Annotated in this window: 20 protein-coding genes; 9 read left to right on the top strand and 11 right to left on the bottom strand. The window is 61.5% G+C overall.

Annotation, left to right across the window (positions count from 1 at the left end; all coding sequences use genetic code 11):
- Nucleotides 1-254 precede the first annotated feature (254 nt).
- Complete coding sequence (locus DFR67_RS28805) at nt 255-1349, bottom strand: NAD(P)(+) transhydrogenase (Re/Si-specific) subunit beta (RefSeq protein ID WP_425451359.1); 1095 nt, start codon at nt 1347-1349, stop codon at nt 255-257.
- A 427-nt stretch (nt 1350-1776) separates the two neighbouring features.
- Between DFR67_RS28805 and DFR67_RS28810 the strand changes: the two genes are divergently transcribed.
- The 3 genes from DFR67_RS28810 (at nt 1777) to DFR67_RS31305 (ending at nt 4278) form a co-directional block, all read left to right on the top strand.
- Nucleotides 1777-2811 (top strand): helix-turn-helix domain-containing protein, encoded by a 1035-nt coding sequence (locus tag DFR67_RS28810; protein WP_110472894.1) that lies wholly within the window; start codon nt 1777-1779, stop codon nt 2809-2811.
- A 157-nt stretch (nt 2812-2968) separates the two neighbouring features.
- The gene (locus tag DFR67_RS31300; protein ID WP_245938227.1) at nt 2969-3622 is read left to right on the top strand and encodes an acyl-CoA dehydrogenase family protein; all 654 of its coding nucleotides are present in this window, start codon (nt 2969-2971) and stop codon (nt 3620-3622) included.
- A gap of 38 nt (nt 3623-3660) precedes the next feature.
- A complete protein-coding gene (locus DFR67_RS31305; RefSeq protein ID WP_245938228.1) occupies nt 3661-4278 on the top strand; it encodes an acyl-CoA dehydrogenase family protein in 618 nt (205 codons plus the stop codon).
- A gap of 131 nt (nt 4279-4409) precedes the next feature.
- Here DFR67_RS31305 and DFR67_RS28820 read toward each other — a convergent pair whose 3' ends face one another.
- The 3 genes from DFR67_RS28820 to DFR67_RS28830 form a co-directional block, all read right to left on the bottom strand.
- The gene (locus DFR67_RS28820; protein ID WP_110472895.1) at nt 4410-5264 is read right to left on the bottom strand and encodes an alpha/beta fold hydrolase; all 855 of its coding nucleotides are present in this window, start codon (nt 5262-5264) and stop codon (nt 4410-4412) included.
- On the bottom strand, nt 5261-5842 hold the full coding sequence (locus DFR67_RS28825; protein WP_245938229.1) for a cysteine hydrolase family protein: 582 nt from the start codon (nt 5840-5842) through the stop codon (nt 5261-5263). Before DFR67_RS28825 ends, DFR67_RS28820 begins: the two co-directional genes overlap by 4 nt.
- Nucleotides 5843-6168: 326 nt before the next feature.
- Nucleotides 6169-6960 (bottom strand): IclR family transcriptional regulator, encoded by a 792-nt coding sequence (locus tag DFR67_RS28830; protein WP_158540065.1) that lies wholly within the window; start codon nt 6958-6960, stop codon nt 6169-6171.
- A gap of 87 nt (nt 6961-7047) precedes the next feature.
- Here DFR67_RS28830 and DFR67_RS28835 point away from each other — a divergent pair, with 87 nt between their 5' ends.
- Together DFR67_RS28835 and DFR67_RS28840 are read left to right on the top strand one after the other, a co-directional pair.
- The gene (locus DFR67_RS28835) at nt 7048-7977 is read left to right on the top strand and encodes a DODA-type extradiol aromatic ring-opening family dioxygenase (protein ID WP_158540066.1); all 930 of its coding nucleotides are present in this window, start codon (nt 7048-7050) and stop codon (nt 7975-7977) included.
- Nucleotides 7978-8045: 68 nt separating this feature from the next.
- Complete coding sequence (locus DFR67_RS28840; RefSeq protein WP_110472898.1) at nt 8046-9113, top strand: LLM class flavin-dependent oxidoreductase; 1068 nt, start codon at nt 8046-8048, stop codon at nt 9111-9113.
- 167 nt (nt 9114-9280) lie between these two features.
- Here the strand turns inward: DFR67_RS28840 and DFR67_RS28845 are convergent, their stop codons facing one another.
- Nucleotides 9281-10072 carry an IclR family transcriptional regulator gene (locus tag DFR67_RS28845; RefSeq protein ID WP_110472899.1) on the bottom strand — a complete coding sequence of 264 codons (792 nt, stop codon included), beginning with the start codon at nt 10070-10072 and terminating at the stop codon, nt 9281-9283.
- A gap of 47 nt (nt 10073-10119) precedes the next feature.
- Here DFR67_RS28845 and DFR67_RS28850 point away from each other — a divergent pair, with 47 nt between their 5' ends.
- The 4 genes from DFR67_RS28850 to DFR67_RS28865 all read left to right on the top strand — a co-directional run bounded on the left by DFR67_RS28850 (nt 10120) and on the right by DFR67_RS28865 (nt 16528).
- The gene (locus tag DFR67_RS28850; protein WP_110472900.1) at nt 10120-10911 is read left to right on the top strand and encodes a 2-keto-4-pentenoate hydratase; all 792 of its coding nucleotides are present in this window, start codon (nt 10120-10122) and stop codon (nt 10909-10911) included.
- 23 nt (nt 10912-10934) lie between these two features.
- On the top strand, nt 10935-11888 hold the full coding sequence (locus DFR67_RS28855; protein ID WP_110472901.1) for an acetaldehyde dehydrogenase (acetylating): 954 nt from the start codon (nt 10935-10937) through the stop codon (nt 11886-11888).
- Nucleotides 11885-12928: a 4-hydroxy-2-oxovalerate aldolase gene (gene dmpG / locus DFR67_RS28860; RefSeq protein ID WP_110472902.1), complete on the top strand. Its 1044-nt coding sequence runs from the start codon at nt 11885-11887 to the stop codon at nt 12926-12928. The genes DFR67_RS28855 and dmpG overlap by 4 nt, the downstream gene beginning before the upstream one ends.
- A gap of 216 nt (nt 12929-13144) precedes the next feature.
- Nucleotides 13145-16528: a pyruvate carboxylase gene (locus DFR67_RS28865; protein WP_110472903.1), complete on the top strand. Its 3384-nt coding sequence runs from the start codon at nt 13145-13147 to the stop codon at nt 16526-16528.
- Nucleotides 16529-16746: 218 nt separating this feature from the next.
- On the opposite strand, the gene DFR67_RS28870 is transcribed toward DFR67_RS28865, so the two are convergent.
- From DFR67_RS28870 to DFR67_RS28895, 6 genes are all read right to left on the bottom strand, one after another.
- Entirely contained in the window at nt 16747-17565 is an 819-nt protein-coding gene (locus tag DFR67_RS28870) for a carbon-nitrogen hydrolase family protein (protein ID WP_211325195.1), read from the bottom strand.
- Between the two features lie 92 nt (nt 17566-17657).
- Nucleotides 17658-18440: an SDR family NAD(P)-dependent oxidoreductase gene (locus DFR67_RS28875; protein WP_110472904.1), complete on the bottom strand. Its 783-nt coding sequence runs from the start codon at nt 18438-18440 to the stop codon at nt 17658-17660.
- A gap of 146 nt (nt 18441-18586) precedes the next feature.
- The gene (gene lpdA / locus DFR67_RS28880; protein ID WP_110472905.1) at nt 18587-20002 is read right to left on the bottom strand and encodes a dihydrolipoyl dehydrogenase; all 1416 of its coding nucleotides are present in this window, start codon (nt 20000-20002) and stop codon (nt 18587-18589) included.
- Nucleotides 20003-20035: 33 nt separating this feature from the next.
- Complete coding sequence (locus DFR67_RS28885; protein WP_110472906.1) at nt 20036-21301, bottom strand: dihydrolipoamide acetyltransferase family protein; 1266 nt, start codon at nt 21299-21301, stop codon at nt 20036-20038.
- Nucleotides 21298-22281, bottom strand: coding sequence for an alpha-ketoacid dehydrogenase subunit beta (locus DFR67_RS28890; protein ID WP_110472907.1), 984 nt, complete (start codon nt 22279-22281; stop codon nt 21298-21300). Before DFR67_RS28890 ends, DFR67_RS28885 begins: the two co-directional genes overlap by 4 nt.
- Nucleotides 22282-22283: 2 nt before the next feature.
- Nucleotides 22284-23366, bottom strand: a complete 1083-nt coding sequence (locus DFR67_RS28895) for a thiamine pyrophosphate-dependent dehydrogenase E1 component subunit alpha (RefSeq protein WP_211325196.1) — start codon at nt 23364-23366, stop codon at nt 22284-22286.
- Between the last annotated feature and the right edge of the window lie 309 nt (nt 23367-23675).

The following is a 23675-nucleotide window of genomic DNA, read 5'->3' on the forward strand; positions in this document are numbered from 1 at the left end:
CAAAGGTCAGGCACGATGGATCACACGGTGGAAACCCGCTCTCAATGCCTTCGCGATCACGTTCGCGGATCGTTGGCCCGGATCAGAAACCTACTAATGGAAAACGGCCGAAACACCGTTAACGAGATAGTCCCCAACTTTCACAATATTCTCCTGTTAGTTAATGCTGAAGCTTCAATCGCGTGCGAGTGAAAGCATTTGCCCGAAATGAGCGGTTGTCGGAATAAGTCAAGTCACCCCAGAGTCTTGCCTGTTTAGAGGGCATTGAGTTCTTCGATGACCAGGCCGACGGATTTCTTGGCGTCGCCGAAGAGCATCGAGGTGCCCGGTGCGGTGAACAGTGGGTTGTCGATGCCGGCGTAGCCCGAGGCCATACCGCGTTTGAGGACGATGACCGAGCGGGATTGGTCGACGTTCAAGATCGGCATCCCATGGATCGGGCTGCTGGGATCGTTGCGGGCGGCGGGGTTGGTGACGTCGTTGGCGCCGATGACCAGGGTGACATCGGTGCGGGAGAACTCCCCGTTGATGTCGTCCATCTCCTTCATCGCGTCGTACTCGACATCGGCCTCGGCCAGCAGCACATTCATGTGTCCGGGCATCCGGCCGGCAACGGGGTGAATGGCGTACTTCACCTCGACGCCCTTCTCCTCCAGAATGCTCGCCATGTCTTTGACCGCATGCTGAGCCTGCGCCACCGCCAAGCCGTATCCGGGGACGACGATGACCTGGGAGGCGTACGCCATTTGGATCGCCGCATCCGCTGCAGAGGTGGCCTTGACGGTGCCCTGCTCGCCGGCCGGACCGGCCGCAGCAGCCCCACCGCCGCCACCGAACGACCCGAACACGATGGCCGGGATGGACCGGTTCATCGCCGTGGCCATCAGGTTCGTCAAGATCGAACCCGAGGCGCCGACGATCATGCCCGCCACGATCATCGCGGTGTTGCCCAGCGCCAAACCCGCAGCCGCAGCTGACAAACCGGTCAACGCGTTCAGCAGCGAGATGACCACCGGCATGTCGGCGGCGCCGATCGGCAGCACCACGAACAGACCCATGATCGCGGCGGCGACGAGCACCAGCACGATCCACCACTGCGACGACCCCTCGCCCGGGGTGGCGTTGACACCGATGAACACGCACGCCGCGAGCGCGATGATCAGCAGGACGATGTTGGCGACCTGGAAGATCTTGGCGTTCTTCACGAATGCCTTCTCGACGTTCTTGTTCAGCAACTCCTGCAGCTTTAGGAACGCGATCAGCGAGCCCCAGAACGACACCGAACCGATGATCGCCGCGAACAGCGACCCGATCACGCGGTAGGTCTGGGTCGCCGTGCCATAGGACAGAAGGGTGGACCATCGACGCCGTCTTTCGCGCCCTCAAACGCGCCGTCGCCCGGCAAACCCTTCATGCCCCTGACCGGCGAGTGCGCCGTGCGGCCGACGCGACGCGCGAAGAATCTCACCCTGACCGCTGCCGCGCGGCATCTGGGCGGCTGACCATCACGCGTCGGCGAACTCGAACTCGGTTAGCGCCCAACGACGAATCCGCCCATCACTATCGCGAATGGCTAAACGCCGCCGCACACCCAAAGGGAGCATCAGGCCCCTGTCGGGCCGAAACGCGGAGTTTGAAAGGCTCCCTGCGGGCGGTTGGTTGCAGATCGCGGTGCGGGTCATCTCACTGCACTGCGGAGGCGAGTGTGAGTGTCTTAGGTCATGTTTGTAACGCCGGGGTGATCCGCCGACGACATTTGGGAGCGATGGTGTACCAATGCTGCGTGTTGCGGACGCCGAGCCGCTTGGAGGTCAGGAACGGTTCTGGGCACTGGACGATTTGCCAGCAGCCGAGCGGTTCGACTACTGGCGAAGCGTGATCTGTGAGGCGTACACACCCCTGACTCCGCGGCGGCGGTTGACTGCTCCGCCGGCGGGAGTAGCCGCGGGGTTCGCTGATTGGGTGCGCAGTGTGCCCTTGGCTTCCACGCAATTGACGGAGATCGCATCCCTCGCGCAACAAAATATCCATGGTGCCCGCGAGGTCAGCCGCACGTCGGTGGACGCTGTCTTCGTGAATCTGATGCTTGAGGGTTCCTGCGTCGGAAGCCAGGACGGTCGGGACTGCGTCATCGGCCGGGGCGAGTTCGCGCTGTTCGACGCCACTCGACCCTTCACGCTCGACTACCCGGAGAGCTGGCGGGCGCTGTCCTTTCGTGTGCGTCGAAGCGAACTCGTGCATCTCATCGAACAACCCGACACGTTCACCGCGACAACGCATACAACCCGGGTGCCGGGCGGCGCCTGCGCGGCCATCACGGCGGCAACCATGACTGCGATCTGGAGCGGCGCGATGAGCTTGGAGCAGTCCGCCGCTGCATCCACCAACACCGCCTTTATGACACTGTTGTCGTCGTGCATCGATTCTGCTGGCGTGCTCGCCGGTGCGCCCGATCACGATGCTCAAGCATTGGTTCGAGCGAGCGTCAATCGCTACCTCGCCGCACATCTGCAACACGGCGACCTATCGGTGGGGGTGGTCGCACGCCGATTCGCGATGTCGCCGCGAAAACTGCACGCCCTGTATGAAGGTCACGATCTGAGTTTTGCCCAGACCGTGATGCGACTTCGCGTCGAGGCGTGTGCACGAGATCTGGAAAATGGTTCTGGTGCAGTATCTCTGACGTCTGTGGCCTCGAAGTGGGGGTTTTGCGACCTGTCCCATCTCAATCGAGTGTTCCGGGCACACATGGGTTGTCGGCCCTCCGACTTTCGGGCCAAGGCGCAGGACGCGGCTGCCGCGGCCTTGTGATCTCTGCTACGGAGACGGCCGCAGGCGCCGCGATGTGCAGGTTCGTTCTAGCGGTGCTGCACATTCGTCCAATCCGTGGCGCAGTTCTCGAAGGTTGACTGAGTGTGGGCAACGGCGCTCACCGGTAAGCACTTCTAGATTTCGGAGTACCACAACTATGACCCTGAGCTTCCAACTCGACGACGACCAGTTCGCGGTGCGGGCGATGGCACGCGGCATCGCAAACACTGTTCTCACCAAAGTGGCAGCGGCAATCGCGCCCTACGGCCGACCCGAGGACCGGTTCTACGCGTTGAAACCAATCTTCCAAGAACTCGTCGATGCTGGGTTACTCAAAGGCCTCATTCCCAACGAGTACGGCGGTGAGTACATCAACAATCTGAACTTCGCCCTCGCGGCGGAGGAGCTCGCCCGAGTCGACATCAATGTTCCTTCAGCGCTTCTGGGCACAGGCCTGGGACTTCACCCCATCATTCACTATGGGACTCAGGAACAAAAGCAGCGTTGGCTGCCGATGTTCTGTGATGGGCAACCACGCCTGGCCGCGATCGCCTACACCGAGGTCACCGGCGGCGCCAACTTCGATTCGCCTGACCCGAAGGTCGGCGTCCAGACATTTGCCCGGCGAGACGGTGACGAGTGGGTGATCAACGGCGCCAAGCACTACACCACCAATGCGTCCGGGTGGGGCGGGGAGGGTGCTGACCTGATCAGTGTCGTCTGCCGCACTGACCCTGATCTACCTCCCCAGGAGTCGTTAGCAATCATTGTGGTCGAAAGGGCACGCCCGGTGTCGAGATCACCGGGATGATCGACACCATCGGTCACCTCGCGAGTAACTCACCGCGCGTGGAGTTCACCGACGTTCGAGTGCCGGCCGCAAATATTATCGGCACACCAGGTGACGGCATCGAGATCGTGAACCGTGCCTTTTCCTGGACGTGCTCGTCGATCGGCGCCGCATGCGTAGGCCGCATGCGGGCCGCCTTCGACTACGCCTACGAGTTCGCCATGAACGACAAGCGCTCGGGCCCAGTGCCGGTAATCGAATACCAGAACGTCGGATACATGCTGGCCGACATCAAAACCCGCATCGAGGCCGTGCGCTACTTGGCGTGGAAGGCCGCTGACCACTTCGACAAGACAGGCGGCAAAGACCGCGAACTCGCCAACGCCACAAAAATTTTCGCGTCCGAAACATCAGTGCAAGTCGTCTACGACGCGATGAGGCTAGTCGGTGTGGACGCCTACTCGAACCTGACACCCATCGCCGGCATCATGCAAGACGTCCTGTGCTTCCGTCTACGACGGCGGAAACATGGGCGTCCGGCGCCGCAACCTGCACACCATCTTGAAGTCCGACGGCTACGACTCCCTCGCACCCTCAGAAAACCGGCTGTCGGTGCCCTAGGCGACGAAGTAAATTCCGCGCCGTCGGCACGCCTTCTAGACTACGCCCGGCGGTGACGGCACAAATGCCGTCACCGCCGGGCCTCGTGCGTCTTTGTGTCTACGGCTATGAACCCGTCATGCCTGAAATCCACGAACTAGCCGTCAATTGTCGACTGCCAGGTCACTTCTTACCTACGTGTCTGGTCTTATTCGGCAAGGAACGCCAGGACTGCTGCGTTGAATTCTTGGCTTTGTTCCCACTGGGGCCAGTGACCGGCACCCGTGATCAGTCTGAATCGGCCGTTGGTGATTTGTTCAGCCATGTGCATGCCTTCGCCCGCTGGTCCGGAGGGATCGTCGGACGTCCAGATCACGAGGGCGCCGTTGGGAATGCGAGCGAACTCTTCGGGGGTCATCAGATTGCGCTGGCGGATGTTGGGATCCTGAAGACACAGGATGTGGCGCATGGATTGAGCGAAACCCGGGCGGGCATAGATTGTTTGCCGGATAGCGACCAATTCGTCGGTGACCGTAGAGGGTTCTGCCATCAACCACTCGAGCCTCGAGCGGATCCTTTCTGGGGAGGGATCGTCGGCCGCGGCCTGAGACAGGCTACGGATTCTGTCCATAACCTCGGGATTGGCCATGGTCCCCCCGGGAGTGTTCAACACCAATTTGCCGACTCGGTCAGGATGCGCCGCAGCAAATTTCTGAGCGACCCATCCGCCGAGCGATTCGCCGCTCAGATGAGCCCACGGTAGATCCAGCGTGTCCAGAAGATCATGAAGGTGCTCGACGTAGTCGGCCAGTTCTAGATCTTTGTCGGCGTGTGTGGTGTAACCGTGTCCGGGGAAGTCGTAAGCGACGACCGCGTAGTGCTCGGCGAGGGCGGCGATGTTGTGGCTGTAGGCCTCGAGATGACCACCAGTCCCTGAAAGGAGTACCAATGGGTCGCCTGACCCGGCGCGAAAGATTCGGGTGGTCCAGCTGCCGATCTGCCGGTATTCAACAACGTGGGGTATAGCGCCGAGGGCCACCCACACGGGGGGATGAGTTGTCATGCGTGCACCTCGTCGGATAGTCCGTTGGTCAGATCGTGTGCTTGGACAATGTCGGTCAGAAGGCGAAGCGATTCAACGGAGGACGTGTGAGCGGACGGGTCTGCTGCGCTACAAGCATCCTCGACGACGAGGGTGTGGTATCCAAGGTCCGAGGCTTGGCGTGCGGTGCCCTCGACGGAGGCGTTGGTTGCCACGCCTGCAAACGCGAGGGTGGTGATACCTCTGCTGCGGAGCACTGTGTCGAGTGTGCTGGCGGTGAACCCACCGGGCCGTGTGTGGGTGATGACGAGGTCTGCCGTGTGAGGCGATAGGTCCGACACAATGTCTGCGCCTGCGGTGCCGTCGATCAGACAACCCATGTCCTTGACCATATTCAACAGCGGCGAGTTGGCGACTAGGTCGGGGTAACCGGGTTGCCACGCGATGCGCAAATAGACGATCGTTGCCCCTGCCGTGCGGCCGTCCGCCGCGAGTTGCTTAATCGCTGGCACGATGTCACGTTCGGTGGCTTGTTGTGCAAAGAACGCACCGAAGGCGCCCTCGGGCTCGACTATGTCGCGCTGCATATGGACGATCACGATCGCAGTGTGAGCTAAAGAGTGCAAAACGTTCCTTACGTCAAAGACCTGGTCAGTGGCACGATATGGTTTCGTGTCGCGTACTTCGGCGTGGAAGTCGGTTGCCTCGCGCCGCTCAGTCAGTGTGGGTGATCGTTCACACAATAGGTCCAGGGTGATCCGCTCTTCGGACCATCGGTCCGTGCCGAACGTCAGTGGGCAGCGTCCGGCGGTCAGTTGTAGGGCATACACGGCGACGGCTGGCGCCGTCGGAGTGACCGAACCGAATGTTTGGGCGTTCGCTAGTGCGGCTCGAGGCAGGATGCGCCGCAGGGGCGGGGTTGGGGTTAGTTCTCGGACGCGGTCGAGTCAGCACGAAGAGCCCGCATAGTAAGCGAGCGGTTGATGCCGAATGCAGCGGTTCGAACTGCGGTACTCACTTGATCTGGCCTGAAACGTTGTACACCGCCGGCTACCGAGATTGCACCGATGACTGCCCCCTCTGGTGAGGTGATAGGACAAGCTACGCAGACCAGCCCCCGAGCGGCTTCCTCGCGGTCATAAGCTGTCCCCGCATCCCGGATCTTTTGCAGTTCAGCCCTCATCGCCGATGCTGTATGAATCGTCGCCGACGTGTGGCTCACGAGGTTGGCAGCCAGCACCGTCGCCTGTGTCTCCGCGTCGGCGTTGGCAAGCAGTACTTTGCCGACCGCCGTGCAGTGCAAAGGCATGAGTCCACCGACTTTCGTCAGCGCTGTGACCTGTCGTCGGCCCACAATTTTTTCTACGTACAGCGCGTGCGCACCGTTGCGGACGGCTAGATGCACGGTTTCGTGGGTGGCCTCGAAGAGGTCTTGCATGAACGGGAGTGCGGCCTCGCGCAGTTCGATCCTAGCTGGAACGGCGCTGACCAGCCGAAATATGCGGTCGCTGAGGGTAAAACCCCGATCTGTTCGACGGAGCCAGTCAAGGTCAGCTAGTTGGATCACGGTGCGGTACACAGTGGTTTTGGGCAGACCCGTTCGACGGGCGATGTCGGAGAAGGTCAGAGGACGGCCGTCTCCCTCGAACGCACTGAAGATCAGATCTGTTCGCTCTGTGACTGACTTCGGGGTTTTGTTCCGCTCACCGGATCGCACCCCTGCACGGTACCCCAACTCTGAGCATGCTTGTGATGCAGTTCACTGCAGAACTGCGTACACGCTACTGATGTGAGGTTTCCCAAATTGGCTGACGTAGTCGGCTTCGCCGCGTTGTCCCACTCGCCGTTTCTTCAACTCACCCCGCCGACAGCCGAGGGTGATCCGGGTTATCACTTCGTCGACACCCTCGCCGAGCTGCGGCGTCGTGTCCGCGGCGCCGATGTTGATGCGGTAGTTCTGTTCGGTCCGGACCACTTCCGGGGCGCGTTTTACGACTGTCTGGCCCCGTTCACCATTGGTGCCGAGTCTGTCCAAGCGTGGGGCGATTACGGGTCGTTGGCCGGGCAGTTGCCGGTGGCGACCGCGCTCGCCCGAGACATCCATCAGGGTGTGTTGGGCGCTGGCTTTGACCCAGCTCTGAGTCTCAATCTCCATGTTGATCACGGAATCGCCCAGGCGTACGACATGCTCTACCCCGAGGGAGGTCCTCCGTGCGTGCCTGTTCTCGTCAATTGCGGAGCCCCCCCGCTCAACCAGCCGCGCCGCGCCTGGGACTTCGGCAGAGCAGTCGGCGCCGCGATCCGCGCCTCCCACACACCGGGAAATGTCTTGGTGGTCGGCAGTGGCGGGTTGTCACATTGGCCGCCGGCGGCCTCGCCGGATTCACTTGAGCGTGGCAATCAGATGCGCGACTACCTGATTAATGGCCGAAACCATGTCGCCGAAATGGAACCGCAGCGAACCGCAGCGGTCCTGGCCCTGGGCCGGTCCACCGATGCGCGGGTCAACGAGTCGTGGGATCGCCGCTTTCTGGAATTGCTGCACACGACCGGCGGCATCGCCGAGATATGTGAGCTCAGCACCACTGCTATCGAAGATGCCGCGGGCAATGGGGGGCAGGAAGTACGCAACTGGATGGCTGCACTGGGGGCCTGGGGCCAACCAGTGACATGGACCGACTACGAAGCAGTACCCCCATGGATCACCGGCATGGGAGTAGCAACGACGCTGTAGTCCCAATTTTTGACCGATCTCAATGACACGTTCACACCGGTAACCCCACCTTTACGGAAAGAAAAACTATGGACATCATCGTTGGCTCAACTGCCAAGATCACAGACATTGACATGGCGAAAGTTGCCGAAGATTGCGGCATCTCCCATCTCGGAGTGGGTCAAGGCCCGTTGATCACTAGCGATCCGTTTCAATACATGGCTCTGGCGGCCACGGTCACCACGACGCTAAAACTCGGTCCCTACGTGATGGACCCGCTCACTCGAATCCCGCCGTCGACCGCCAACTCCTTGGCCACCTTGAGCTCTCTCGCTCCGGAGCGGGTCTTCTGCGGCATGGGTACTGCCAACAATGCAATGCACTCCATGGGACGCAAGTCGGCATCGCCGGCAGAACTCGCCGACGCGGTCCGCATCATTAAAGCGATGGTTCACGGAGAGCGAGAGATCCACGACTGGCGCAACGAGCAGAAAGCAGTCGAGCTCCTCGCTGTCACAGACGGCACCCTGCGGATTTCGCAGCACATGCCCATGTACATAGCCGCCGGTGGACCTAAAGGGTTGAAAAATGCGGCCATGTACGCAGATGCTCTGGTGTACTGCGTGGGGCCGAACCCCAATATGATCGGGATGGTCAGGCGAGAGCTGGATCGTCTCGTCGAAGAGGCCGGCCGGCCCGCCGGTAGTGTCAAGCTCATTGGCCTCACCTGGTTCTATGAGACCGCCGTGGGTGAAACATGGGAAGATGCCCTGACGAAGGGTTTCGGGACGACAGCCCCCATGGGCTCGACGATTACCGACATGGGTTTCCTCAAACTCCATCGAGAGGAGATCGGCGCCGACCTCGTCGACATGTCGATCAACGCCGCCTCAGCACTTGTCGGTGCGCCAAGCATTGTCGGGGCCGCCGATCACCTGGACCAGTGGAAAAACTACGCAAAAGGCTACGACCCTCGCCACGGCCGGTACATGAGCAAGGAGTTGCTGGACTTCTGGTGCCTGTACGGAAGTCGAGAAGAGATCCGCGACAACGCGCAGTTGATGATGGACTCAGGACTCGACGGACTGAGCTTTTTCCTCTACAACCCCGAAGAAACTCACCGCGACATCACCAATATCGCCAGAGCGTTGCTCTAACAAGCGATTGTGCCCAGAACTGCCGATGCATCCGTAACCGGGCAAATCGCTAGCCCGGCCGAAGAAGTACGTCGCAAGTCATCATCGGGGTGCCCGCAAGGAACGTCGGGCTGGCATCTGGGCGGCAGCTCGCCCCCAGCGTGCGCGACGTCGTGCGGCCCACCGGCTCAAAGGAGATGCGGCGGATGCTTCTCAAGGTGCCCAGGGGTGGTTGTTGTCGAGGGCCGCGACAGCACCCGGCCCAGCGCCAAGGCAGCGGTCCGGACTGCCGGCGCGAGAAGCTCAGGCCGGAACTGCTCGGCGGGCACCGACACCGACAAAGCCGCCACAGGTTCCCCGCCCCTTAGGACCGCCGCCGCCAGGCAGCAGCCCCCGATGGCGGCTTCTTCGCGCTCGATCGCAACTCCGCGCGCACGGGCCTCATCGAGTTCACGTGCGAGTTGCGTCTCGGTGGTGATCGAGTTGGTGGTGTAGCGACGCATAGGCCGGGACAGTACGTCGGTGCGCACGGCCGCAGTTTCGTACGCCAACAACGCCTTTCCCACTGCAGTGCATGTCAGTGGAAGTCGGCCACCGATGTGCGAGGGCAACGACAGCGCGCTGTGGCCGTGCAGTTTTTCGATGTAAACCACGTCGTAGTTGTCGCGGACCGCGAGATGGACGGTTTGTTCAGTAACGGCGAACAGATCCTGCATGAACGGCATCGCCGCAGACCGCAGGCGGTGTTTGACCGAGACCCGCTCACCGAGCTCGAACAACGTCATACCCAGTTCAAACCGGTTGCCGGTCCTGGTGATCCACCCCAGAGCAGACAGTTCCACCAGCAGGCGATGGGTGGTCGAGCGAGGTAGGCCGGTGCGCGTGCAGGCCTGCGCCAGGGTCAGTGGTGTACCGCCGGGAAACGAGGCGAGTAATAACGCCGACTTCTCCAGTTGCGACATCTTTCCGTCCCGTGGCATGAGACAAATCCTAGGCAGGCGGACATCAGGTGTATAGCGTCACCGCCATGACATCGGTAGAACTCCACGTAATCACTGACGCAGCGGACCGGTTGGCGACGGCGACCGTGACGAAAACCCCGTGTGCTCCGGTGCGCGATCTGATCGGACGCGACGACATCGATGCGGCCTACCGTATTCAGTCACTCAACATCGAGGGGCTGGTCGCCTCGGGGCAGCGGGTCGTGGGCCGCAAGATCGGGTTGACATCGCCTTCAGTACAACAGCAACTCGGTGTCGACCAGCCCGATTTCGGGGTGCTGCTGGACGATATGGACTGCACCGGCGACGCCGAAGTCGACTCCGGACGGCTGCTGCAACCTAGGATCGAAGCCGAAGTCGCGTTCACCCTTTCGCGCGACATCACGGCACCCATCACGGTCGACGACGCTCCCGGCTACGTGGCCGATGTCTATGCGTCATTCGAGATCGTTGACAGCCGGATCGTGAACTGGGACATCAGTTTAGCTGACACCGTCGCAGACAACGCCTCCTCCGGCCTGTACGTACTCGGCGACCGCATCGACCGAGCTGACGCCCCCGACCTTGCCGCCATCGAGATGAGCATGACCGAGAACGACACCGAAGTGTCGAAGGGCAAAGGCGCAGACTGCCTCGGCAGCCCATGGCACGCCCTGGTGTGGCTCGCCAACACCGCACTCGCCTACGGAACAGGCCTGCGCGCTGGCGACGTCGTCCTCTCCGGAGCACTGGGCCCGATGGTGCCGGTCATCCCCGGGGCCACCTACACCGCCACCATGTCCGGCCTCGGCAGCGTCACCGCCGTATTCAGCGCCTAAACCACCACCCCCGAAAGCGAACCATGACAATCAAAGCTGCCATCATCGGCTCGGGCAACATCGGCACCGACCTGGTCATCAAACTCAAACGGGTCGCCAAGAACGTCGAGATTGCCGTGCTGGTCGGCATCGACCCAGCCTCCGACGGCCTTGCCCGCGCCCGCCGCATCGGGATCAGCACCGTCGACACCGGCGTACACGGCCTCATCGAGCACCCCGACTTCGATGACATCGACATCATCTTCGACTCCACCTCGGCTAAAGCCCACGTCGCCAACGCAGAAGCATTAGCGCCCTACGACAAACGCCTCATCGACCTGACACCGGCCGCTATCGGACCGTACGTGGTGCCCGCGGTCAACCTCCAGACGCACCTCGATGCCCCCGATGTGAACATGGTGACCTGCGGGGGACAGGCCACCATCCCTATCGTGGCCGCGATCTCGGCGATCACCACCGTGCACTACGCCGAAATCGTCGCGTCCATCGCCTCGAAGTCGGCGGGCCCAGGGACCCGCGCCAACATCGACGAGTTCACCGAAACCACCTCCGAGGCCATCGAACAGGTCGGTGGCGCCGCCCGAGGCAAGGCCATCATCGTGCTCAACCCGGCTGAGCCGCCGTTGATCATGCGTGACACTGTCCTGGCGCTGGTGACCGATCCCGACCGGGACTCCATCGAGCAATCAATTTTGGACATGGTCGCCAAGGTCTCGGCGTACGTCCCCGGCTATCGCCTCAAACAGCAGGTGCAGTTCACCGCCCTCGATGACGCCGAGTCGGTGACCACCCTGACCGGCGGCGTCGACGTCGGCCCCAATCTGTGGAAAGTGTCAGTGTTCCTCGAAGTCGAGGGCGCCGCCCACTACCTACCGGCCTACGCCGGCAACCTCGACATCATGACCTCGGCCGCCCTCCAGGTCGCCGAACACATCGCCCAAGACGCCACCGACACCCCCGTGGAGATGACCCGATGACCACAGCAACACGAGCGTCGGCGGTCAACGGTGCCGCCCTCTACATTCAAGACGTCACCCTGCGCGATGGCATGCACGCCACCCGGCACCGCATCACCCCCGACAACGTCGCCCGGATCGCCGGCGCCCTCGACGCCGCAGGTGTCGACGCCATCGAAGTCACCCACGGCGACGGCCTGGCCGGACACAGCCTGACCTACGGCCCAGGAAGCAACACCGACTGGGAGTGGATCGAAGCCGCTGCCGCGGTAGTGCACCGCGCCAAGCTCACATCGCTGCTCCTGCCAGGAGTGGGCACCGTCACCGAACTCGAACACGCCTTCTCCCTCGGCGTCACATCGGTGAGAGTGGCTACCCACTGCACCGAAGCAGACGTCTCGGCCCAACACATCACCAAGGCCCGCGAACTCGGCATGGACGTGTCCGGATTCTTGATGATGTCGCACCTGGCCGAACCAGAACAACTCGCCCAACAAGCCAAACTGATGGAATCCTATGGTGCACACTGTGTCTACGTGACCGACTCCGGCGGCCGACTCACCATGAACGGCGTACGCCACCGCGTCCGCGCCTACCGCGACGTCCTCGACGCCGACACCCAGATCGGTATCCACGCCCACCAAAATCTATCGCTATCGGTGGCCAACTCGATTGCTGCAGTAGAAGAAGGCGCCCTCCGCGTCGACGCCTCCCTCGCCGGACACGGCGCCGGCGCCGGCAACTGCCCCATCGAACCATTCATCGCGGTCGCAGACATCGAAGGCTGGAAACACGGCTGTGACCTCTTCGGTCTACAAGACGCCGCCGACGACATCGTCCGGCCCCTGCAAGACCGGCCAGTGCAGGTCGACCGCGAAACCCTGACCCTCGGTTACGCGGGGGTGTACTCAAGCTTCCTGCGCCACGCCGAAGCCGCAGCCCAACAATTCGGACTCGACACTCGAGCAATACTTCTCGCTGTTGGCGAACGCGGACTCGTCGGCGGCCAGGAAGACCTCATCACCGACATCGCTCTGGACCTCTCTGCACAACAACACTGAGCAATGGCGCTACGAGTAGCGCTAAGCAGATCGAGGACACGGCCGACGTACCGTCGGCCGAGTTGGATACGTGCACGCACTATCCATCCGGCCCATGGGCCGTGGCGGTGGGCAGCTTCGGTGATGCGTCCGTGTCCACCTCAACTCGAACTCGATCAATCGTCAGGCCCCCGCTCACCGCGCGGGCCAGGACTGTACCCACAACGAAGGATAGTGATGTTTCGCAAGGTGTTGGTGGCCAATCGTGGTGAGATAGCGGTGCGGGCGTTTCGTGCCGCGTATGAGTTGGGTGCGGGGACGGTGGCGGTGTTTCCGTATGAGGACCGTAATTCTGTTCATCGGTTGAAGGCTGATGAGGCATATCAGATCGGGGAGCCGGGTCATCCGGTGCGGAAATATCTGTCGGTGCCTGAGATCATCGCCGCCGCTGAGCGTGCGGGCGCGGACGCGATCTATCCGGGGTACGGCTTTTTGTCGGAGAACCCTGATCTGGCGGCGGCGTGCGCGGAGGCGGGGATCGTCTTTGTGGGTCCGTCGGCGGAGATTTTGGAGTTGACGGGTAACAAGGCGCGGGCGATCGCTGCGGCGAAGGCGGCGGGTCTGCCGGTGTTGGCCTCGAGCGAGGCGTCGGCCGATGTGGATGCGTTGATGGCTGCGGCGCAGGCGATGACGTTCCCGGTGTTCGTCAAGGCGATCGCTGGTGGTGGTGGCCGTGGGATGCGGCGGGTGGAGACCATCGAGGGTTTGCGGGAGGCGATCGAGGCCGCGGCGCGGGAGGCGGATTCGGCGTTCGGTGATCCGTCGGTGTTCTTGGAGCAGGCGGTGATCGAGCCGCGGCATATCGAGGTGCAGATCCTGGCCGATCAACACGGCAACGTGATGCATCTGTTCGAGCGGGATTGTTCGGTGCAGCGTCGGCATCAGAAGGTCATCGAGTTGGCTCCGGCCCCGAATCTGCCGCCGGGGTTGCGGGAGAAGATCTGCGCTGATGCGGTCGCGTTCGCAACCAAGATCGGTTACACGTGCGCGGGGACGGTCGAGTTCCTTGTCGACCGGCAGGGCAATCATGTGTTCATCGAGATGAACCCGCGGATCCAGGTCGAGCACACCGTCACCGAAGAGATCACCGATGTGGATTTGGTGCAGTCGCAGATGCGCATTGCCTCCGGTGAGAGCTTGCCGGATCTGGGGCTCTCGCAGGACAGGGTGCAGATTCGGGGTGCGGCGTTGCAGTGCCGGATCACGACGGAGGACCCGACGAACGGGTTCCGCCCGGATACGGGTCGGATCACCGCCTACCGCACCCCCGGTGGTGCCGGGGTGCGCCTGGATGGCGGGGCCACGTTGGGTGCGGAAGTGTCAGCGCATTTTGATTCGATGCTCGTCAAACTCACCTGCCGGGGGCGTAATTTCGAGACCGCGGTGGCGCGCGCGCGGCGGGCGGTGGCCGAGTTCCGGATCCGGGGTGTGGCCACGAATATCCCGTTCCTGCAGGCGGTCTTGGATGATCCGGACTTCCGCGCCGGGCGGGTGACGACGTCGTTCATCGAAGAGCGCCCGCAGTTGCTGACCTCACGGGTCTCGGCCGACCGCGGCACCAGAATCCTCAACTACCTCGCTGATGTCACGGTGAACAAGCCGCATGGTGAGCGCCCGGCGACGGTGTATCCCCGCGACAAGCTTCCCGATATCGACGTGTCGTCGCCGCCCGATGGTTCGCGGCAACGTTTGCTCACGCTCGGCCCTACCGGGTTTGCTGCGGATCTGCGCGCATCAACAGCGCTCGGGGTCACCGACACCACGTTCCGTGATGCTCATCAGTCGCTGCTGGCGACCCGCGTTCGTACATCGGGTCTGGTGGCGGTGGCTCCGTATGTGGCCGCCCTGACGCCGCAGTTGTTGTCGGTGGAGTGCTGGGGCGGCGCGACCTACGACGTGGCGCTGCGGTTCCTGAAAGAGGATCCGTGGGAACGCCTCGCCGAGCTGCGTGAGGCGATGCCGAACATCAACCTGCAGATGCTGCTCCGTGGGCGTAATACCGTCGGCTACACGCCGTATCCCGAATCGGTGACGACCGCGTTCGTGAAGGAAGCGGCAGCGACGGGGATCGATATTTTCCGGATCTTCGACGCCCTGAACAATGTTGATCAGATGCGGCCGGCGATTGACGCGGTCCGCGAGACCGGCTCGACCATCGCCGAAGTCGCCCTGTCGTACACGGGGGATTTGTCCAATCCCGGGGAGGATCTCTACACGCTGGACTATTACTTGCGCCTGGCTGATCAGATCGTGGAGGCGGGCGCGCATATTCTGGCGATCAAGGACATGGCCGGCTTGCTGCGGCCGCAGGCGGCGTCGATCCTGGTGTCGGCGCTGCGGAGTCGGTTTGATCTGCCGGTGCATGTCCACACCCATGACACCCCCGGCGGCCAGTTGGCGACGTATCTGGCGGCGTGGCAGGCCGGCGCGGATGCTGTCGACGGCGCCTCGGCGGCGATGGCGGGGACCACATCGCAGCCGGCGTTGTCGGCGATCGTCGCCGCGACCGCGCACACCGACTACGACACGGGTCTGGATCTGGCGGCGGTGTGCGATCTCGAGCCCTATTGGGAGGCGCTGCGCAAGGTGTATCTGCCGTTCGAGTCCGGACTTCCCGCACCGACGGGGCGGGTGTACACCCACGAGATCCCGGGCGGGCAGCTGTCGAACCTGCGCCAGCAAGCCATCGGTTTGGGGTTGGGGGACCGGTTCGAGGACGTCGAAGGCGCGTACGCCGACGCCGACCGGATGCTGGGCCGGTTGATCAAGGTCACCCCGTCGTCGAAGGTGGTCGGGGACTTGGCGTTGACGTTGGTCGGCCGGGACATCTCGGCCGACGAGTTCGCCACCGATCCGACCGCGTACGACATCCCTGATTCGGTGATCGGGTTCCTGCGCGGGGAGTTGGGGGATCCGGCCGGCGGTTGGCCCGAACCTCTGCGCACCCGCGCCTTGGAAGGAAGGGCTGAGCCCAAACCTGTTGTCGCGCTCACTGATGAGGACACCGCGCAGTTGGAGTCCGCGCAGGAGAACACTCGGCGGGCTGCGTTGAACCGTCTGTTGTTCCCCGGCCCGACGAAGGACTATGAGGAGCACCAGAAGGCCTACGGCGACACCTCGAGGTTGTCGGCCAACCAGTTCTTCTACGGCCTGCGGTACGGCGATGAGCATCGCGTCGAACTCGAACCCGGCGTGGAGTTGTTGATCGGGTTGGAGGCGATCAGCGAACCGGACAAGCGTGGAATGCGGACGGTGATGTGCATCCTCAACGGGCAGTTGCGTCCGGTGCTGGTGCGTGACCGGTCGCTCGATGTCACCGACACGGTGGCCGAGAAAGCAGTCTCGGGCAATCCCAAGCACATCGCCGCACCGTTCGGGGGCGTGGTCACGATCGTCGTCGAACCGGGCGAGACCCTGGCTGCCGGCGCCGCGATCGGGTCCATCGAAGCGATGAAGATGGAAGCCGCGATCACCGCACCGGCCGGTGGCACCGTCACACGTATTGCCATCAACTCGGTTACCAGCGTCGAAGGCGGCGACCTCCTCGTCGAACTGAGATGACATAACGTTCGTTTATCGGACGGCTGTCACAGCTTGTCTGGTGACTCAGCTGATTCTCGAGTGGTTCGGCCAGCTGCGCCTAAGCGTTGGCCTGTGTGTGCGTCACGCTCGCTGGCTAGTCTCGTGTGCATGCTGACAGCGTGGGCCGACGAGAGCGGATACGTCCCGACCTGGATTTCCGGACGTGTATCTGACGGCTGTCGCTGTCTGAAGAAGACTTACCCGACAGAGGGCGTCCTCCGCATTCGGACATTGCGCAGGGAAGGGTTCATCGAACGTGTTTGCTCGATACGTAGACCGGTCATTGTTGCTTTAATCGAACCTTCGATTTCGCCTGCGTTGGCTGTGACAACTCCCGCGGGATCGATCACCATGCTCAACCCGCACGTGTGCGCACCGGCTTCGTCGCACACGGCTAAATAGACCGTGTTCTCGAGAGCACGAGCGCGGCTTAGCACGGTCCAGTGATCTTCTTTAAGTGGCCCATTGGCCCACGCTGCTGGTACCACAAGCACATGGGCCGACTGTTCTAGCACTAGGGCCCTTGCGAGCTCGGGAAACCGGAGGTCGTAGCACGTCATAAGACCGACCGTCATGCCTGAGCAAGTGAAGGTCACCAGTTCTACGTCTCCGGGCATAACAGTGTCAGATTCGCGGTAGGCGAACGCGTCGTACAAGTGGATCTTGCGGTATACGGCAACAAGGCTGCCGCCAGCTTCGGATGCAATCAGGGTGTTGTATACCCGCCCATCGCCGCTCGACTCAAACATCCCAGCAACTATCGCGATGCCATTCGCCGATGCTGCCTCGCGGACTGCAGTGGTGAACTGACCGTTGAGCGATTCCGAATCGGCGGCGAGATCTGGATTCCCTACTGCGGCCACCATCATTCCCTCAGGAAAAACAACCAAGTCTGCTCCTTGAGCGGCAGCCTCAGCAGCGTACTTCCGGATGATTTCGACGTTACGCGTCTTTGACTGGGACACCCCATGTTGAACCAACATAATTGTTAAAGCGGCGCTGTTGATCTCGGTCACTGAGTTGAGTTCCTTTCGAAGACAACCGCGAACCCGGAATTAAACCCCAAACTGCCGGACGTTCATATGGTGAACGACTGCGCTCGTTCGGATCAATGTCCATTGATGGTAAATCCGCCATCCACAATAAGGGTCTGACCTGTCACGTAGCTTGACTCTGGCGACGCAAAAAAACGCACGGCCGATGCGATTTCACTAGGGTCGGCAAGTCTCTTCTGTGGAATTCTCTCCACTAGCACATTCTCGTCCAGTAGGCCGGCTTGCAGCCCCTTCACGACCATCTCAGTTCGAGTCCACCCAGGGGCAACTGTGTTGACGCGGATACCGTCTTTGGCCCACTCAAGCGCGAGGGTTCGCGTAAATCCCGACAGTCCCGCCTTTGCGGTCGTGTACGCAAGACGGCCAGCGAGGCCCACGAATCCAGCGATGGATCCGACATTTATAATCGACCCTCCGCCCAAATTCGACATGTGCGAAAATGCAGCCTTCGAACAGAGAAAAACACCAGTCAGGTCGGTTTCGAGCACTCGTCTCCACTCGTCCTCACTGAGGTCCTTCGCTGGCCCGCGCGCGATGATTCCGGCGTTGTTGACCAGTACGGACACGGGGCCGAGTCTATTTCGCACCTGTTGAAATATGTTGTCGATCGACTGAGAGTCAGTAACGTCCATCTCCATCGCAATGACGCTCGCGTTAGACGTACGTCGTCGCAAGGACTCGGCTGCGCTTTGAAGTGCTACACGATCGCGCCCACAAATGACTACATTCCAACCCATGTCTGTGAAGGCTTGTGCGGTCGCGAGGCCAATTCCTTTTGCGCCCCCGGTAATTAACACAACCTTAGGGTCGGCGGAACCATTCTTCTCATCAGTCATCGTTTAATACTTCCTCGATCAGCACGGGAGCATTTACTGGTATGCAACCCGTTGCATTTACGTTTGCGTGCCAATATTTTAGCTTGTTGTCAACAGTTTTCCGCGACCGAACATCCGCAGTTTGGGCTGAAGCGTGGCCTGGCTATCTACTGCCGTTGCGGTATATGGATGGGTCGGGAGAGTCCGACTAGGGCGGCCTCCGGAAGAGACTCGCTCATGGTTGGGTGCGGGTGGATAGTTCCGGCGATATCTTCGAGGTGCGAACCCATCTCAATTGCTAACGCGGCCTCCCCGATCAGTTCAGTTGCGTGGGCGCCCACGATCTGAGCTCCGAGTACGACTCCAACAGACTTGTCCACGATCCATTGCGTCATTCCAATGCTGTCGTTCAGCGTGCGCGCACGGCCAGAGGCCGACAAGGGAAATGTGGCAGTATCAACGTTGTATCCCCGGTCGGTTGCTTCAGCGGCACTTAATCCTGTGGTTGCTACTTCAGGATCGCTAAATATAACTGTCGATAAGGTTGTGGGATCGAAGATGGAAGAATGTCCACTGAGTACTTCGGCTGCGACGTGAGCTTCCGCCGTGGCCTTGTGCGCTAAGGCTGGGCCCGGGGTAATGTCGCCGATCGCTGCTACTTGTCGGGTGATCAGGCGGTCTGGGCCAACGTCGAGTAGTCCGCTCTTATTGGGGGTGACCCGTAGAGCGTCAAGGCCGATGTCCTCTGTATTGGGAACTCTGCCGACCGCGACAATCACGGTCTCGACGCGTAAAGAGTCGGGGCCGTGTGTGGTAGTGAAATGGAGCATTGACCCATCATCGCCGGTAACAGTCGCTTCAGTAAGCACTGAGACGCCTAGTGCGCGTAGTCGTTTGGTGACCAGGTTTCCTACGGATGCATCGACAGTGGGCAGCAGTGTGGGTGCTGTTTCGATGATAGACACTGCCACGCCAAGTTTAGCCAGGGCAGTGCCTAACTCGACCCCGATGTAGCCGCCACCAATGATTGCGGCGCTTTGGGGAAGGTGGTCCAGATCCAGAACATCGGTGGAATCGAGGATCCTGTGGCCGTCATGCGGCAGAACGTCGAGGTAGGTCGGCCTTGAACCGGTGGCAAGGATGCACGACTTAAATTGAATGTGCGTCGGCGGCCCGTCGCCACGCTCAACTACCCCCTGATCTGGGCGGGTAAACCGAAAGTACCCGGTGCGGATCTCGACGTTCGCCGCCTTAAGGAGCGACTTCACCCCACTATTGAGGCTCGTGACAACTCCGCCCTTCCACGTCTGGAAGGCATTCATGTCTATGTCGGTGGAAGGACTGGGCACCCCACGAGCGGCCCATGAGGTCCGGTCGTGCACTGTGCTTGCGAGTTCGATGAGTGCCTTGGAAGGTATGCATCCGACGTTGACGCAGACCCCGCCCAACCCAGCCGGGCCGGCAACGTCGACGAGAACCACTCGACGACCCAGCTGGGCGGCGGTTAGGGCCGCAACATATCCGCCTGGGCCGCCGCCCACGACGAGTAGGTCGACGCCATCAGGCATCTCTCCGACAACCATGATGTCTCTCCTTGCAGTAAGTGTGGGTGATGCTTAGTCGAGCAGCAGAAATGGTTGCTCGAGCGACCGAGCGATCTCAGTGACGAACGAACCTAGGTCTGCGCCGTCGTTGATGCGATGGTCAGCCGCAACGACGATTGGCAACACGGGCCGTACCGCGGGAATGCCGTCGACAGGTATGACGCGTTCGGCGATCCTGCCAAATCCCGCGATACCAACTTCCGGGTGCCGGATGACCGGGGTGCCCAGCCACGTGCCGAACGACCCGAAGTTACTGATGGTGAAGCCGGCGCCGCCGAGTTCGCTGGGTTTTGCTTTGCGAGTGCGGGCGAGTTCGGCGACTCGTTCGATTTCGAGCGCGATCTGACGGATGCCGAGTTGATCGGCGTCGCGAAGGACAGGGACGATCAGACCATCGTCGGTTGAGGTGGCGATGCCAACGTGCACGCCACCGTACTGGGTGATTTCACCGCGAACAGGGTCGAAGGTTGCGTTGAACGATGGATGTCGCTGCAGCGCTCGAACGGTCGCCAAGACCAAGAACGGCAGCACCGATAGCCGGATGCCGTCGGCTTCGAAACGTGGTTTGAGTGCCGCCCGTGCGGCACGAACGGCACTGGCGTCGATTTCGCGGAACTCGGTGACGTGCGGGATCGTCAATGACTCTGTCATCGACTTCGCAATCTGTCGACGGAGTCCGCGTAGAGGAACGGCAGTGTCCTTGTCGGTGGTGGTGCGCCGAGGAAGGGGCACGCTGGCATTTGAAACATTTTCCGCAGAGGCGGTGTCGGTGGGTATGGAGGTACTGACAAGCCCGGTGACGTCGGACGCTTCGATCCGGCCAAACCGGCCGGTGCCGGTGACCTGAGTAAGGTCAACGCCCATCTGGACAGCGAGCCGCCTAGTGCTAGGACTTGCGAGCGGGCGAGGGGACGCTGCGGGCATCGACGGTACCGTGGGCGCGGTCGACGGTGAGGTAGACGCGGATGCCAGCGCCGAGGCGGGATCGGCGGGGGGTGTGGCCTTGCGCGAGTCCGGCTGGCCACCGCGCGCTGCCTCACCAGTCACCGTCACGATGACCTCACCGACTGCCACCACGTCGCCGACAGACCCGCGTAGTTCAGCAACGACGCCGGTGAAGGGTGACGGGATCTCTACCTGCGACTTATCGGTCTCTACCACGACGATAGGTTGATCCTCCTGCACTGAATCACCCACCGAGGCCAGCCATTCGATGATCTCGGCTTCAGCTATGCCTTCGCCGACGTCCGGCATACGGAACTCGTGGGGCGCTGTCATGCGCTGACCTCCATTAGAAGCGTTATCTCGTGAACAACGCGAGCGACATCAGGGATATACATGTCTTCAATGCCGGCGAGCGGGTAGGGGGTGTCGGGTGCGCCAATTCGCAGGATCGGCGCTTCCAAGCTGTAAAAACATTCATTTTGGATAGTCGAAACCACCTCGGCGCCGAAGCCACCGGTCAACGGTGCCTCTTGCAAGACCACTACCCGGCCGGTTCGGTTGATTGCGGATGCCAATGTTTCTGTGTCGAGAGGGACCAGTGAACGCAAGTCGATAACCTGGACACTGATTCCCTGGCTCTGCAGTTCCGCTGCGGCCCGTTCAGCGAGGCCTACGGCTGCAGACCATGCAACGATAGTGACATCGTCGCCGACCCTAGCGATCCGGGCGCTGCCCAGAGGCGTGGTGAACCGGCCATCTGGGACATCGTCCTTCTGCAAGCGGTAGCCCTTGAGCGGTTCGAGGAAGAGGACTGGATCGTCATCCTGAATGGCTTGCGTTAAAAGGCCCTTGGCGTCGTTGGCGGTTGCCGGGGCGATGACTTTAAGGCCGGGAGTGTGGGTGTACAACGCTTCGAAAGCATCGGAGTGGAGCTCCGGTGTCCGGACCCCGCCGCCGAAGGGAGCGCGAATAACAAGGGGGACGGCGAAGCGGCCTTGAGAGCGGTAGCGCAATCGGGCAACTTGCTGCCCGATCTGGTGGAACGCCTGATGGGCGAATCCAAGGAATTGGATTTCGATGACTGGGCGTAGACCGCTCAATGCCAAACCAACCCCCGATCCGATAATCACCCCTTCGGCCAAAGGCATGTCGATCACTCGATCGGGGCCGAACTTTTCAAGAAGACCCTCGGTTGCGCGAAACACTCCGCCAAGCGCACCTACGTCCTGACCGATGAGAACGATCGACTCATCGTGGGCCATTTCTTCATGTAGGCATTCGCGGATGCTTTCAATCATCGTCTTCGTTGTCATAGTCAGTTGTCCTTGTACATGGCGGCCCAGCGCGCCCGTTGATCTACCACACGTGCTGGCGGTGATGAATAGACGTGGTCGAATAGGGCGTCGGAACTAGCAGCGGGTGTCTGGCGGGCCACCGCGATCGCCCGGTCTACCTCTGATGTGCAGGCGGCCTCGATACGTTGGGCCTCGTCCTTGGTCCAGATACCCTTGGCCTCCAAGTATTTCTTGACGCGATGTATTGGATCCGTGCCCGCCCATGGAGCCTCGTCGTCGTCAGTTACGTAACGCGTCGGGTCGTCCGCCGTATTGTGCGCACCTGCTCGCCAGGTCACCGACTCGATGAGAGTGGGGCCTTCTCCGGCCCTGGCGCGATGGACTGCCTCCTGCATCGCGGCGTTTACTGCGAACAGGTCATTACCGTCGACGATGATCCCTTCAACTCCGTATCCAGGAGCACGTTCAGCCAGCGTGCGTGCTGCAGATTGGGCGCGCCGTGGAGTCGATATAGCCCAGCCGTTGTTCTGCAGAAAAAAAATCACCGGGGCCTTACGCACTCCCGCGAGATTGAGAGATTCGTGAAAGTCGCCCTCCGAGGATGCCCCGTCACCAAAGAAGGCGGCGACGACGCCATCGGCTCCTTGGTGCCGCAGACCCCAGGCAAGACCCACCGCCTGCGGCAGCTGGGCAGCTAAAGAGATCTGGATTGGAAGGACGTTGACGCCCGGCGGGATAACACCACCTGCCGGGTGCCCCATGAAGTACAGAGAGAAGCTCTCGAGCGGCAGGCCCTGCATCAACAGCGCTGGCAGCTCTCGATACTGCGGCACGACCCAATCCCGCATCGGGTCGAGAGCACACGCCGCTCCGACTATCGAGGCCTCCTGTCCGCGGACCGACGAGAAGGTCCCAAATCGCCCTTGGCGCTGTAGGCTTTTCGCCTTGTCGTCGAATGTGCGTGCGAGAATCATCCATTCAAGTGCCGCGAGGATTGCATCCTCCGGCATTAGATTTGACTCCGAGCAAACCACACCGTTTCTATCGAGGATGGTTAGTGGGACGACGCCGTCAGTGTCAGGAGAGAAGCGGTGCGGTTCCATGTGCTCAATAGTGCGATTCGCCGGAGCGTTCTAACAACGGCCGAACCCTCCACCGATCCTGACAGTTTACGGAGATTTCCCACACCCACTTCGGTGCTAACGTGAAGTCTCTGGGACATCGCATCGCAGGCTAAGGCGAAACGGGAGGGGTTCGGAGGAACAACGGATGGAAATAGGTAGCGGCAAACACGCAGGCGCGGAGGGCTCGCCGGGACACGAGCCAGCGGCTTCAACGGATTGGATGTCCCTGTTACTAAACGAGGCGCCCTCGCCTGATCTGGTGAGTCACAAAGACCGGTTAGTCAGAGC

Origin of the sequence: Williamsia limnetica (genome assembly GCF_003217475.1) — a bacterium.
GTDB classification, from domain to species: domain Bacteria; phylum Actinomycetota; class Actinomycetes; order Mycobacteriales; family Mycobacteriaceae; genus Williamsia; species Williamsia limnetica.